11 protein-coding genes are annotated in these 13,495 nt (G+C 63.8%); 3 read left to right on the top strand and 8 right to left on the bottom strand.

Going from position 1 to position 13,495, the window contains the following annotated elements; translation table 11 throughout:
* Positions 1-2: 2 nt before the first annotated feature.
* The 4 genes from V1292_RS08505 to acs all read right to left on the bottom strand — a co-directional run bounded on the left by V1292_RS08505 (position 3) and on the right by acs (position 5,854).
* Entirely contained in the window at positions 3-1,022 is a 1,020-nt protein-coding gene (locus V1292_RS08505; RefSeq protein WP_334371760.1) for a sulfotransferase family protein, read from the bottom strand.
* A gap of 159 nt (positions 1,023-1,181) precedes the next feature.
* Positions 1,182-2,900 (bottom strand): methyl-accepting chemotaxis protein, encoded by a 1,719-nt coding sequence (locus V1292_RS08510; RefSeq protein WP_334371762.1) that lies wholly within the window; start codon positions 2,898-2,900, stop codon positions 1,182-1,184.
* 175 nt (positions 2,901-3,075) lie between these two features.
* Positions 3,076-3,588 (bottom strand): L,D-transpeptidase, encoded by a 513-nt coding sequence (locus V1292_RS08515; protein ID WP_334371764.1) that lies wholly within the window; start codon positions 3,586-3,588, stop codon positions 3,076-3,078.
* A 313-nt stretch (positions 3,589-3,901) separates the two neighbouring features.
* Positions 3,902-5,854: an acetate--CoA ligase gene (gene acs, locus V1292_RS08520; RefSeq protein WP_334371765.1), complete on the bottom strand. Its 1,953-nt coding sequence runs from the start codon at positions 5,852-5,854 to the stop codon at positions 3,902-3,904.
* A gap of 368 nt (positions 5,855-6,222) precedes the next feature.
* Between acs and V1292_RS08525 the strand changes: the two genes are divergently transcribed.
* On the top strand, positions 6,223-7,374 hold the full coding sequence (locus V1292_RS08525; RefSeq protein ID WP_334371767.1) for a DNA topoisomerase IB: 1,152 nt from the start codon (positions 6,223-6,225) through the stop codon (positions 7,372-7,374).
* A 67-nt stretch (positions 7,375-7,441) separates the two neighbouring features.
* Here the strand turns inward: V1292_RS08525 and V1292_RS08530 are convergent, their stop codons facing one another.
* The 4 genes from V1292_RS08530 to tsaD form a co-directional block, all read right to left on the bottom strand.
* Positions 7,442-8,662, bottom strand: coding sequence for an IS481 family transposase (locus V1292_RS08530; RefSeq protein WP_334371768.1), 1,221 nt, complete (start codon positions 8,660-8,662; stop codon positions 7,442-7,444).
* A 126-nt stretch (positions 8,663-8,788) separates the two neighbouring features.
* Positions 8,789-9,202 carry an EVE domain-containing protein gene (locus tag V1292_RS08535; protein WP_028348379.1) on the bottom strand — a complete coding sequence of 138 codons (414 nt, stop codon included), beginning with the start codon at positions 9,200-9,202 and terminating at the stop codon, positions 8,789-8,791.
* 2 nt (positions 9,203-9,204) lie between these two features.
* Complete coding sequence (locus tag V1292_RS08540; protein WP_334371770.1) at positions 9,205-10,185, bottom strand: NAD(P)H-dependent glycerol-3-phosphate dehydrogenase; 981 nt, start codon at positions 10,183-10,185, stop codon at positions 9,205-9,207.
* 1 nt (position 10,186) lies between these two features.
* Entirely contained in the window at positions 10,187-11,260 is a 1,074-nt protein-coding gene (gene tsaD, locus V1292_RS08545) for a tRNA (adenosine(37)-N6)-threonylcarbamoyltransferase complex transferase subunit TsaD (protein ID WP_334376972.1), read from the bottom strand.
* A 143-nt stretch (positions 11,261-11,403) separates the two neighbouring features.
* On the opposite strand from tsaD, the gene V1292_RS08550 reads away from it, so the two are divergent.
* Together V1292_RS08550 and V1292_RS08555 are read left to right on the top strand one after the other, a co-directional pair.
* Entirely contained in the window at positions 11,404-12,159 is a 756-nt protein-coding gene (locus tag V1292_RS08550; protein ID WP_334371771.1) for a uroporphyrinogen-III synthase, read from the top strand.
* A gap of 112 nt (positions 12,160-12,271) precedes the next feature.
* Positions 12,272-13,495 carry a COG4223 family protein gene (locus V1292_RS08555; protein WP_334371772.1) on the top strand — a complete coding sequence of 408 codons (1,224 nt, stop codon included), beginning with the start codon at positions 12,272-12,274 and terminating at the stop codon, positions 13,493-13,495.

Raw genomic sequence — 13,495 nt, forward strand, 5'->3', positions numbered from 1 at the left:
GATCACGCGGCCGCGGCGAACCAATCGCCGAACAAGCGCTCCGACGTGGCCGCACTCAGGCCAAGATCCCGAACACACGCCGCAACCGAGGCGCGATAGGCATCATTGATCCCGCAGCGCTCCAGGATGTCCAGTTGGGTTTCGCTCAGCGAGGCCGTTGCGCGGCACTGGTAGCGATAGGCGCTATCGGAGGTGTGCAGATTGGGCACCTTGTAAATCGTCGCTTCGCTCGGGAAGATGACGCGCGCGTTGTTCACCTGCGTTTGTCCTGGCTCCCGCCAGGACGTCACGGCGTTTTCGGTAAAGCTGCTCGAAAGGCCAAGGCGGTCGAACAGGACACGAACCGACGATATGGCCTCCTTGCTCACCTCGTAGACGTAGTGAGTGACCGGAACGCCCTGTTGCTTGGCATAGCTTGCCACCCGAACCGCACTGAGCGCGGCGATCACATAATGCCGGAGCAACGTACTTTCCGGCGCGCGAGAGATCAGCTTCTCGAGCCATGACGCCAGCGCACTTGCCGGCTCGCGATCGAGCACGATGAGGTGCAGCCGATGCCGCGGATAGCCCGCCTCGATCAGGAGCTGCAGCGGATTGAACAGGCTCTCGGCGAGCACGTAGGGCCCGATCGTCTCCTTGCTGAAGATACGCGGCTCATCGGTCGCCGACGGCACGATCCAGGGCGTCAGCGACTGGCCGACAAGCGCATCGCGCAGGATGGCCTTCAGCGGCTGATAGTATGAGGGCATCCCGATCATGCCGAACAGGTTGCTCAGAGCTGTCGATCCGACCCGGGCCTTGCCGCACGCGAAATAGAGCATCGGGAAGTCTTGTGCCGGGCGATGTCGGAAGTTCTCGGCAAGACACTCGGTCACTTCGCGCATCAACGTTTCGAGCGCGACGGTCCTGGTCTGGAATTCACCAACTGGCGAAAGCAGCATGGTGTCGAGGGAACTGTGCTGCTGCCAAACCAGATCGGCGATTCGCTCAAGCGAATCGGCTGAGGTCGCGTGGATGTTCATGTCGGGAGGCTCACTGAGGCAGGTTCCGTAAGGTTGCTTACGGATTATCAGCAAATCTATAGTTGTCTATGGTGCCGGTCAAATCCGTATAATCCCGGGGCGTGCGTGCTGCGTATATCGAGCGAGCACCAAAAGTGTGCTCGCCGCTATGTTGGCGGCTTAGGCGGCGCGCACGGTGTTGAGGAACTTCTCGACCTCCGCCCTCAAGAGACCGCTTTCGCTGGAAAGCGAGCGCGCTGATGCCAGCACTTGGGCCGAGGCCGAACCGGTGGAGCTCGCACCGGAGTTGACCTGGGTGATCCTCTCCGCGACCTCGGAGGTGCCCTTGGCAGCTTCGCTGACGTTGCGGGCGATCTCGGCCGTTGCAGCACCCTGCTCCTCGATGGTTGCAGCGATGGTCGTCGAGATGTCCGAAATCCTGGCGATGGTGGCGCCGATCTCCTTGATCGCACTGACCGAGTCTTCGGTCGCCGCCTGCATGCCCATGATCTGTGCGCCGATCTCGTCGGTGGCCTTGGCCGTCTGCGCTGCCAGTGCCTTCACCTCGCTCGCCACCACGGCGAAGCCGCGGCCGGATTCGCCGGCGCGCGCAGCCTCGATGGTAGCGTTGAGCGCCAGCAGGTTGGTCTGTTCGGCGATCGCGGTGATGAGCTTGACGACGTCGCCGATCCGGCCCGCTGCCTTCAGCAGTTCATTGATGCGCAGGTCGGTCTGCTCCGCCTGCCTCACGGCCTCGTTCGCGATGCGGCTGGAATCGTGGACCTGCCGGCTGATCTCGACAACCGACGTGCTCATTTCCTCGGCGGCGGAAGCCACCGCGCCGACATTGGTCGAGGCTTCCTCGGAAGCCGCGGCGACCATTCCGGAGAGCTGCTGCGTCTGCTCAGCGGTGCCCGACAGCGTGCCAGCGGCGGCCTCGAGCTGCTGGGATGCCGACGATACCGTGCTGACGATGCCGCCGACGGCGGACTCGAAAGCGTCGGCAAGCTTGATCATTTCCGCCTTGCGCCGTGCGGCCGCAGCGGCTTCCTGATCCTTCCGCTCGGCTTCCATCTGCTCGATGCGGAGCAGATTGTCCTTGAAGGTGTGGGCCGCGCGGGCGTTGTCACCGACTTCGTCGCCACGGGCCGTGTAGGGAATCTCGACGGCCTTATTGCCGCCAGCGAGTTGCAGGAGCACGTCGCCGATACGCCGGATCGGCCGGGCGATGCTCAACACCGAAAAGACCGCGGAGGCGATCAACATCACCATGACGAATGCGCCGACGATGAACGCGAAGTTGGCGACGCGATCCAGTTCCGCCAGCAACTCGCCTTTGCGTCGCGCCGCGAATTCGTTGGCGACGCCCACCAAGTCGTCAATGCGTTTGCTGACTTCCCGGGCCGCCGGGCGCATACGCTCTGTGAGAATGCTCGCCTTCGCCGTTTCGGCCGCGGCCTTGGCGTCGCCGGCGGGAGCGCCGATGACGGCCTTTTGCGCCGCCGCCAGCTCGACGGCACTGGCCAGGTAGGCATCCACGAATTTCCTGGCCTCACGGTAGGCATCCTGTGTGACCTTCCGCGTCGCTCGCTCCGTTGCGGCGTTGATTTCCGTCCCGGCTTCAGTTGCGTGGGTGCGGAGAATATCGAGGAACTTGTCAACCTCTCCAACTGACGGCGCGGAGCCGATCTCGAGCGCGGCGAGCTGCGCGCGCGCCATCGCCGTCTGCGTCGCCTGCGCATTGCCTTTGTTGAGGTAGTTGATGATGACCAGGCGGTTGGATTCTACAATCGACCGGTGGCCGAGCATCTGGTTGGTCAGGATGCCGCCCACCAAGATGACGCCGATACCGGCCGTCAGACCCAGCTTTGTACCGATACGAAACTTGAACCGTCCCATGGCGCGCCGCTCCCCTAACAGTTGAAGCAGTAGGCGACATACAACTAAACCAAACGTAAAAACTAAACCCCGTACAACTACAGGGGGAGTTCCGCAAAGCGCGTTTTGCGGAACCGCAAAAACAAAAAAGCTGCGCCAAGGCGCAGCTTTTTCAGGTGAAAATGATGTGAGCCGATTAGCGCGTGACGGTTACGGTGGTTCCGATCGGCACGCGTTGATAGAGATCGAAGATGTCGTCGTTGAGCATGCGGATACAACCGTACGACACGAAGCCGCCGACCGAGCCCGGCACGTTGGTGCCGTGAATGGCATATTCCCCGCCGGCCAGCGTCATCGCCGCGACGCCCATCGGATTGCGCGGCGAGCCGCCGGGAATCACGTCGGGCATATAAGGCTTGTCGCGCCTGACCTCATTCGGGGGCGACCAGGCCGGATTGAGATACTTGCCGTCTATCTTTGTGGTGCCCGACCATTGCTTGCCGGCCTTGCCGACGCCGACCGGATAGCGCATGGCGCGGCCGGATTCGAGAATGAGATAGAGACGTCGTTCATGGGTCTTCACCACGATCGTGCCCGGCGCGTAATCGTCGCTGATGCCGACCAGTTCCGGGCGCGCTTGCGCCGGTGACGACATCATAGTGGCCACAGCCAAGGTGGCGGCCAACGCCACCGCAATCTTCTTTGACATTCCCCAGCTCCACTCTGCCCGCCCTCTCAGGGGCCCTCAAAATGTCCTTTCAAGCCTTGACGGCCCGCTGTCTCGTCCACGCGTTTTCAGTTTAGTCGCGCGAACTGACCGGCTGGTTTCAACTCAAGCGTTCGAGATTGTTTTCGATGGAGGGAACAACGAAATAAAGTAAATGACCGTAAAACGACACACAGCGGCAAAAGCCCAGTGAGGCGGGCTCGCCACCGACAAACGCGTGAGCGATGGGATTGATGCAAAATTCGGCATTGCCTCGTCCCGGGTCCCGGGACGAGATGCTTGCTCCAGCGGCGCCCTACGCCGGTGCGCCCTTCTTGTTCTGCCGGTTCTTCACGAGGTCGTCGACCACGGCGGGGTCGGCGAGCGTCGAGGTGTCGCCGAGGCTCGACGGCTCATCCTCGGCGATCTTGCGCAGGATGCGGCGCATGATCTTGCCGGAGCGGGTTTTCGGCAGGCCCGGCGCGAACTGGATCTGGTCGGGGGACGCGATCGGGCCGATGTCCTTGCGCACCCAGGCGACCAGCTCTTTCCGCAGCTCCTCGGTCGGCTCGGTACCGGCCATCAACGTCACATAGGCGTAGATGCCCTGGCCCTTGATGTCGTGGGGATAGCCGACCACGGCCGCTTCCGACACCTTGGCATGCGCCACCAGCGAGCTCTCGACTTCGGCCGTGCCCATGCGGTGGCCGGAAACGTTGATGACGTCGTCGACGCGGCCGGTGATCCAGTAATAGCCGTCGGCGTCGCGGCGGCAGCCGTCGCCGGTGAAATACTTGCCTTTGTAGGTCGAGAAATAGGTCTGCTCGAAACGCGCGTGGTCGCCATAGACCGTGCGCATCATCCCGGGCCAGGATCTGGTGAGGCAGAGATTGCCGGTGGTTTCGCCTTCCAGCACCTTGCCGTCGGCGTCGACGATCTCGGGCACCACGCCGAAGAACGGCCGCGTCGCTGAACCCGGCTTGAGCTTGGTTGCGCCCGGCAGCGGCGTGATCAGGATGCCGCCGGTTTCGGTCTGCCACCAGGTGTCGACGATCGGGCAACGATTCTCGCCGACGACGCGATAGTACCATTCCCAGGCTTCCGGATTGATCGGCTCACCGACCGTACCGAGCAGCTTGAGGCTCTTCCGTGAGGTTTTCTTCACCGGCTCGTCACCGCCCTGCATCAGCGCGCGGATCGCGGTCGGTGCGGTGTAGAAGATGTTGACCTTGTGCTTGTCGATGACGTTCCAGAACCTGGAGGTGTCAGGGTAATTCGGCACGCCCTCGAACATCAGCGTGGTGGCGCCGTTCGCCAGCGGCCCATAGACGATGTAGCTGTGGCCGGTGACCCAGCCGACGTCGGCGGTGCACCAGTAGATGTCGCCGTCGTGATAGTCGAACACGTATTGATGCGTCATCGCCGCGTATACGAGATAGCCGCCTGTGGTGTGCAGCACGCCCTTCGGCTGACCGGTGGAGCCCGACGTATACAGGATGAACAGCGGATCTTCCGCGTGCATGTGCTCGCACGGGCATTCCGTCGTCACCAGCTTGGCCACTTCGTGGTGCCAGAAATCGCGCGTTGGATTCATGTCGACGGCCGCGCCGGTGTGCTTGACGACAACGACCCAATCGACGCCGCCGGCTTTCTCGATCGCTGCATCGACATTGGCCTTCAGCGGCACCTTCTTGCCGCCGCGCAGTCCCTCGTCGGCGGTGATGATCACCTTGGATTGGCAGTCGGTGATGCGTTGGGCGAGGCTGTCGGGCGAGAAGCCAGCGAACACCACCGAATGAATGGCGCCGATCCGCGCGCAGGCAAGCATCGCATAAGCGGCTTCCGGGATCATCGGCAGATAGATGGTGACGCGGTCGCCCTTCTTGACGTTCCGCGTGCGCAGGATGTTGGCCATCTTGCAGACTTCGTCGTGCAACTGGCGGTAGGTGATGTGCTTGGACTGCGAGGGATCGTCCCCCTCCCAGATGATGGCGGTCTGGTTGCCGCGCTTGTCGAGATGCCGGTCGATGCAGTTCCAGGCGGCGTTCAGGACGCCGTCCTCGAACCATTTGATCGAGATGTTGCCGGGGGCGAAGGAGACGTTTTCGACCTTGTGGAAGGGCTTGATCCAGTCGATGCGCTTGGCCTGTTCGGCCCAGAAGCTATTGGGGTCCGAGACCGAGCGGGCGTACATTTCGCGGTACTTGGCGTCATCGACGTAGGCACGTTTGGCCCAATCGGCGGATACGTCGTAAATCTTCTCGGACATCTTTTCCTCCCACTCATTGCGGCCGGATGCTCGGCGGCCACAAGTCGTCCCTGATTGTTGCAGCGATTATGCGTCGCGGGACGATGCCCGGACAAGGCGGAACGTCTGCGACCTTGGTCGGCCAGCCGGTCCCCGGCCTTGTCGCGGATCAAAGTCAGGTCATTTTCGCGGGTCCCGCTCAGGGCAAATCAACGTTATCGGCGGAATGGCTCCCATGATCGGTATCTAATAACCGCCAATGACGGAATCGGGACTCGCAAAGTGGTTCGTTACCCCCTAAATGGCCTCCCCGGGGCCGGCGGCCTCCCGGAACAAGCCATAACAACCGGCATTACCGGCGAAACAGGCGGAGTAAGGCGACAACGGATATGATGGATCAGCAGAATTTCGAGGCTACGCGGCCCGTTTCCGCCGATCCCGCCGTTGCATTGGCCGAAGCGCTCGGGCAACTGCCGAAGGAACCGCCCAAATCATCCGCGGCAAAGCCGCACATCATCTCCGTCGAAGCGCTGGCACAGGAACTTGGCCTCAAACTCGGCGATCAAAACGGCCTGACCATCCGCCGCATCAAGCGCGGAAAAAGCTATTCATTCATTCGCGCCAATGGCACGCAGATCCGCCACGCCGGAACGATCCGGCGCCTGCATTCGATGGCGGTGCCGCCGGCCTATCGCGACGTTCGCTATTCGGCCGATCCGACCTCGCATCTGCAGGCGGTCGGCTTCGATGCCGCCGGCCGGTTGCAATACCGCTACCACGCCGATTGGGAAAAGGTTCGCGAGCACCGCAAGGCGCATCGCCTGGCCAAGCTGGTCGCGGCGCTGCCCAAGATCCGGCGGAAGGTCTCTGCGTATCTGTCGGGCGATGAGCCGACGCGGGAGTTTGCGCTCTCGGCCGTGATCGAGCTGATCGCGCGTACCGCGATCCGTCCCGGCAACGAGTCATATGCTCGTCTCAACGGCACCCGCGGCGCCACCACGCTGTTGAAATCGAACGTCACGCTGGAAGACGATTGCCTCGTCCTGACCTTCAAGGCCAAGGGCGGCAAGGCCGTGCGCAAGGAATGTGACGCCGCCAAGCTGGTGCGCGCCATCGGCATCCTGCGCACCGTGCCGGGCAAGCGCATGTTCCAGTACCGAGACAGGTCTGGCGTCGTGCGCGCAGCCTCGACCACGGCCGTGAACGCGTTCCTGCGCGAGATCGCCGGCATCAAGATTTCGCTGAAGGATTTCCGCACGCTGATGGCATCGGCCGTGGTGCTGGAATCATTGTCGCGGATTTCGCCGGCAGCGAGCGCCCGCGGCCGCAAGAAGCAGGTGCTCGAAGCCGTGCGCGCGGCGGCCGACGAACTCTCGAACACACCGGCTATCTGCCGCAAGAGCTATGTCCACGACACCATCGTCACCGCGTTCGAAGACGGCATCCTCGAGCGCTTTGCCGCGACGATGAAAGGCTATCGCACGCAAGCCAAGCGCGAGGCGCTGCTGGCGCAGGTGGTGACGGCGGCCGCTGCGGCGTAGTGTGAGCAACCGGCGACATAGGTAACAGTTCAAACCGACGACATGGGTAACACAATTCTCGTTTCGTTCAGGTCTGTTGTTGCTGGGGCTGTGGGCCCTGGGGGCAACGCGCAGCGTTGTCCCCAAGTCCACAGCCCTTGCGCTTTGGTTTTCGGAGTTCATCGCTCCGATAGGCGATGGTGCCGAGCATGATCGGGCCGTAGCTGACGGTCCAACAGCCGTCCGATTCAGCCAGACCAACCGGCTCCCCCACCAGAGCCGCGTTGATGTAGACGAACTTGCCATCGAGTTTGATCTCTCCATTGTGGCGAACCCAGCGGACTTCCTGGTCGTCATATTCCGGCGAGCGCAGAATGCCATCAAAACGGCGCGTTGAAGCCTGGTAACGCTCGGCAGGCGTAGCATTGCCGAGCGCCTGGTGAGGACGTTCTTCGTTGTAAAGTTGCTGGAAGGCACGCAGTCGCTTGAGCTGTTCGCGCATGCTGTGTGCCGGCGGGTTGGCCACCTCCTGCAACAGCGTGAGATGCATGCGCTCATGGCGGCCGTTCTGCTGCGGCTTGCCGGGGGCAATGCGTTCCGGCGTGACGCCGGCCTTGATCAGCTTCACCGACAGCTTTGACAGTCCGCCAGCGCCGCGTGACGCAAAGGGGGAGCCATTGTCCGACCGCATGTAATGGGGCAGCCCGAACTCGCGGAACGCTGCATCAAGTACCGGCCAGACATGATCGGCGTCCGTGTGAGGCAGGGCCTGGCAACGCAGAAGATAGCGGCTATGGGCATCGGTGATCGTCAGCGGTTCACACCGCTCGCCGTCGCCCGTCAGGAACCAGCCCTTGAAATCGATGCACCAGACGTCGTTGGCGGCCTCACAATGGGCAAAGGGCGCACTCGATGGCGGGCTGCGCCGGCGCAGCCTGCGCTTTACCGTCAGCCCCTCGCGATCGAACAGCTCTCCAATCGTGCTCGCCGCCGGCCAATCTGTCTTGGGCGTGCACCGTTCCAGATAGGCCCGCACCTTCACCGGCCCCCAAGTCGGATGCGCGCGCCGCACCTCCAGGCAGCGCTCGGCAAGGTCCGGCGCAATCGCTTGCGGGTGGTGCAGCGGAGCCCGCGAACGGTCGAGCAGGCCGGCAGCCCCTTCCTCCTCAAAGCGCGCCAGCCACTTGTACCCGATCCGCCGGCTCACTCCGAACCGCCGGCAGATTGCCGCAAACGATTCCTCGCCCTTCTCAACCGCCACCATAAACCGCATCCGCTCTTCCACGGTACAGGTCTCCTTCCACCCCATCGGCAAGGCCCTCCTTGCCGACTAGTTGACCTGTTACCCATGTCGCCGGTCTATTCTGTTACCCATGTAGCCGGTCAGGACCAGTGCTTCACCCTCCCCCTCCAGGGGAGGGTAAAGATAAGAGCGCTACATCCCGCCCATCTTGCAGACCAGCTTCCACTCTTCGGCCGTGACCGGCTGCACCGACAGCCGCGAATATTTCACCAGCGCCATGTCGGCGAGCTTCTTGTCAGCCTTGATCGCGGCCATCGTCACCGGCGTCTTCAACGGCTTGTCGGCCTTGATGTCGACGCAGACGAATTTGCCGGTTTTGTCTGTCGGATCGGGATAGGCTTCCTTGATGACTTCCGCGATGCCGACGATCTCCTTGCCTTCGTTGGAATGATAGAAGAAGGCTTTGTCGCCCTTCTTCATGTTCACCAGATTCTGCCGCGCGGTGAAATTGCGCACGCCAGTCCAGGCTTCGCCCTTTGCTCCCTTCGCGACCTGCTGGTCCCATGACCAGGCCGACGGTTCGGATTTCACCAGCCAGTACGCCATCGTCATTCCTCCGCCTTGAACGGCCGTGTCAGCAGGCCTTCGATCGCCGCGTCGATCGTCACCTTGCCGCCGAGAATCGCCGCGACCGCATTTGATACCGGCATATCGACGTTCTGCGAAGCCGCCAGTTCGATCAGGACCGGCGCGGTGAATTCGCCTTCCGCGAGCTTATCGCGGTTCGGCTGCTCGCCGCGGCCGAGCGCGATGCCGAATGCCAAATTGCGAGACTGCGGACTGGAGCAGCTCAGGATCAGATCGCCGAGACCCGACAGGCCCGCCAGCGTTTCGCTGCGCGCGCCGCAGGCACGGCCGAGGCGCGCGAGTTCGCTGAAGCCGCGCGTGGTCAGTGCGGCCAACGCCGAGGCGCCGAGCTGACGGCCGACGACGATCCCGGCTGCGATCGCCAGCACGTTCTTGGCCGCGCCGCCGATCTCGACGCCGCGAACATCCGTGGTGTGATAGGGCCGGAAGGTTGATGAGCCCAGTGCCTGCACCAGACGGCTCGCCAGCTTTTCGTCCCTTGCCGCAAGCGTCACGGCGGTCGGAAGGCCTCGCGCGACGTCGTCGGCGAAGTTCGGTCCCGACAGAATCGCCGGGATTGCATCCGGTATGGTCTCGGCAATGATCTCGGTCATGAACCGGTGGGTGCCGCGCTCGATGCCCTTGGCACAGGCGACGACGGGTGTCTTTGGCTTGAGGTGCGGCGCTAGCGTCGCAGCGGCGTCGCGCAAACTTTGCGCAGGCGTCGCAAGCAGGACGATGTCCGTGCGCGCTGCGGCAGCGATGTCGGCCGTGACGCCGATACTGCTGTCGAGGCTCACGCCGGGTAGTTTTGGATTGTTTCGCGTCGCCTGCATCTGCGCGGCGCTTTCGGCGCTTCGCGCATAGAGCACGACTTTGCGGCCGGCGCGCACCGCGGCGCAGGCGAGCGCGGTGCCATAGGCGCCACCGCCGATCACCGCGACGGAATTGAAGGACGTCATGTCAGAATCCTGCGCGGGTGTTGGCGAAGCCGGCCGGCGCGGTTGCGTTGGCATCTAACAGCCAGCGCGCGCGCGGCGGCGCATCCATTGTATCGGTCAATCCGAGCGCCATCCGCTCCGCGCCGGCCCAGGCGATCATGGCGCCGTTATCGGTGCAGAGCGCGGGCGGCGGAATGATCAGCGTGGTCTGCGCCTTCGAGGCGACATCCTGCAGCGCCCCGCGAATGGCATGATTGGCGGCGACGCCACCGGCGGCGACCAACGCGCGGGGCGGGCCGAATTGCTCGTGAAACAGTCGCAAGCCGACGCTTAGCCGATCTGCGGTCGATTCCAGCACCGCGGCCTGAAAACTGGCGCAGAGGTCGCTGACGTCCTGGGGCTCCAGCGGCGCCAAGCGGTTGGCCTCATTACGAACCGCCGTCTTCAATCCCGACAGCGAGAAATTTGCATCCGGCCGGCCAAGCATCGGCCGCGGAAAGGCGAAACGTTTGGCGTCGCCACTTCCCGCCGCGCGCTCGACCTCGGGGCCGCCCGGATAGGGCAGCGACAACATCTTTGCGACCTTGTCGAAGGCTTCCCCCATCGCGTCGTCGACGGTGGTGCCGAGCCGCACATATTTGCCGACGCCGACCACGGCGACGATCTGGGTGTGACCGCCGGAGGCGAGAAACAGGCAATAGGGAAAGGCGAGCGCGCAAGTGAGCCGCGGCGTCAGCGCGTGCGCTTCGAGATGATTGACCGCAATCAGCGGCGTGTCATGCACCATCGCAATGGCCTTGGCGGTGGTGAGGCCGACGATCACGCCGCCGATCAGGCCGGGACCTGCGGCAGCCGCGACCGCTGACAGTTGCGCGAAGCCGACATTGGCGTCCTTCATGGCCTGGCCGACGATCCCGTCGAGCAGGTCGACATGGGCGCGCGCCGCGATCTCCGGCACCACGCCGCCGAAACGGGCGTGTTCCGAGGTCTGCGAGCGCACGATATTGGATAGAATCTTTCCGCTGCCGTCGCGCTGGCGCTCGACCACGGCGGCTGCGGTTTCATCGCAGGTGGTCTCGATACCCAGCACCAGCATCGGCTTGTCGTTGTCCAATTTGAACCCTTGTCTAGCCCTTGCGCTATCGCCAAAAACAACGCTTCCGTAACCGGGTAGCATTACGAGGTCACAACGTGCAATCACCGCGCGTGCCCGAAACCGGTTTGGCGGAGATCTGAAATATGGCCGTTCTCGTGACGCGACCAAGTCCGGATGATGAGATGACGGCGAAGGCCCTCCACGCGCGGGGGTTCGACGTGCTGCGCGCGCCGATGCTGCGGTTCGAGCCGGTGCTGTTCCAGGACGATGCGGACGCGACCTATGGCGCCGTCATCGTCACCAGCGCCAACGCGCTGCGCGCCATCGCGCCCCAGCTTGCCGACAGCCGGCTTCTCAAACTGCCGCTGTTCGCGGTCGGAGAAAATACCGCGGCGGCGGCCCGCGATGCGGGGTTCGGCGACGTGATCGCCTCCAAGGGCGACGCCGGCGCGTTGCGCGATCTGGTGCTGGCGAGCGCGAAATTGAAGCAACTGAAGAAGGCGAGCCCCATACTGTACCTTGCCGGGGCCGATCTCGCGCGCGACCTTGCCGGTGAACTCGGCGAGAAGGGTTTTGCGGTGGTGACTCATACCACCTACCGGATGGTGCCCGTGCCCAGCCTGCCGCGGGAAATATGTGACGCTTTCGTGGCGCATGAGGTCGAGGCCGTGCTGCATTACTCGCGGCGCAGCGCGCGTGCGTTTCTGGAGGCGGCGCGTTTCGGCGGCGTCGAAATCTCAGCATTGGCGCTGCCGCAGTGCTGCATTTCAGCAGGCGTTGCCGCGGTGTTGCGGGACGCCGGCGCAACCCAGGTCACGACGGCGGTTTCACCGGACGAAAATGCCCTGTTCGAGGCGCTGGACCGGGCGTTGCAGGCCCGATCGGATCCTAATCTTTAAGTCCTGAGCATGGTCTTATCGGAAAACCGGTGCCGCCACGGCCGGATCATGCTCTAAGACGTCTCGATTCTGCTAAGTTCCGGCATCTAACCACCTTAAGGGAACCGTTGTGATGGTCGATAACAGGCCCGAAGACACTGGATCGCTGCCCGAATCGGGTCGGCCGAAGCGTGAGCCGCCGACCATCGATCTCGATGCCTCCGAAGTTTCGAGCGAGACCAAGAGTTCTGGCGAGGCGCCATCCGAGCAGCCTGAGGCTGAACCCGCGCCCGAGATCGCCCAAGCGCCGGTTGAGGAGTCTCCAGTTGAGGAGTCACGGGCGGCGGAGCCGCCGTCTCGGCCTGTCTCACCCTGGGTCGTCGCGCCGGTTTCCGGCGCGGTCGCAGCGGCGCTGGTGATCGGCGTCGGCTGGATGCTGGGCTGGCCCGCGATTCAGCCGGCCTCCGTATCGCAGACCGCGCAGCTCAACGCCGCCGCCATCGACGGTTTAACCGCGCAAATCGCCGGCCTCGAATCCAGGGTGGGCAAACCGGTGGCCGATCCCGCCGCGGCCGCGCGCACAGACGCGCTTGAAAAATCGGTCGCGACGCTGCGCGGTGAGCTCGCCGCGGCGCGCGCGCAAGGCGAGAAGCTGGCATCTGCCATCAACGAGGTGAAGTCGGCGCCGCGTGGCGACGGCACCGTGTCGCCTGATCTCGCCGCTTTCGCCGAACGTATCGCCAAGGTTGAGAGCCAGATGCGGGCGCAGAGCGTCGAGATCGCGCAACAAGGCAGCAAGCTTGCCGACACGACGGCCGACGCCAAACCTGCGGATGATATGCCGCTGCGCCGTGTGGTATCGGCAGCGCTGCTCGATGTGCTGGTCCGGATCGGCGATCCCTATCCGACGGCGCTCGCCGCAGCCAAGGCGCTGGCACCAAATCCCGAAGCGCTGAAGGCGCTCGATGAATTTGCGGAGAAGGGCGTGCCGAACGCCGGCAAGCTGAGCACGGAACTGTTGGCGCTGGTGCCAAAACTGTTGCCGGCCCAACAGAGCGCCGCCACCACCGGCACCGGCATCGTCGACCGTCTGCAGGCGGGCGCTGCCAAACTGGTCAAGATCGAACGCACCGATACCGCCGGCACGGACCGCGGCGCCGTGGTGGCGCGGATCACGGCGGCTGCGCTGCGCAACGATTTCAACGAGGCGCGGCGGGAATTGAGGACGCTGGAGCCGGCCGATCGCGCCGCGGCGCAATCATGGCTTGAGTCGGCCGATGCGCGCGACGCCGCGCTGGCCGCATCCCGTCAATTTGCGACTGAGGCCATGGCCGTGCTCGCCAAACCGGCGCAATAA

This window comes from Bradyrhizobium sp. AZCC 1719, assembly GCF_036924525.1.
In the GTDB taxonomy this organism is placed as follows: domain Bacteria; phylum Pseudomonadota; class Alphaproteobacteria; order Rhizobiales; family Xanthobacteraceae; genus Bradyrhizobium.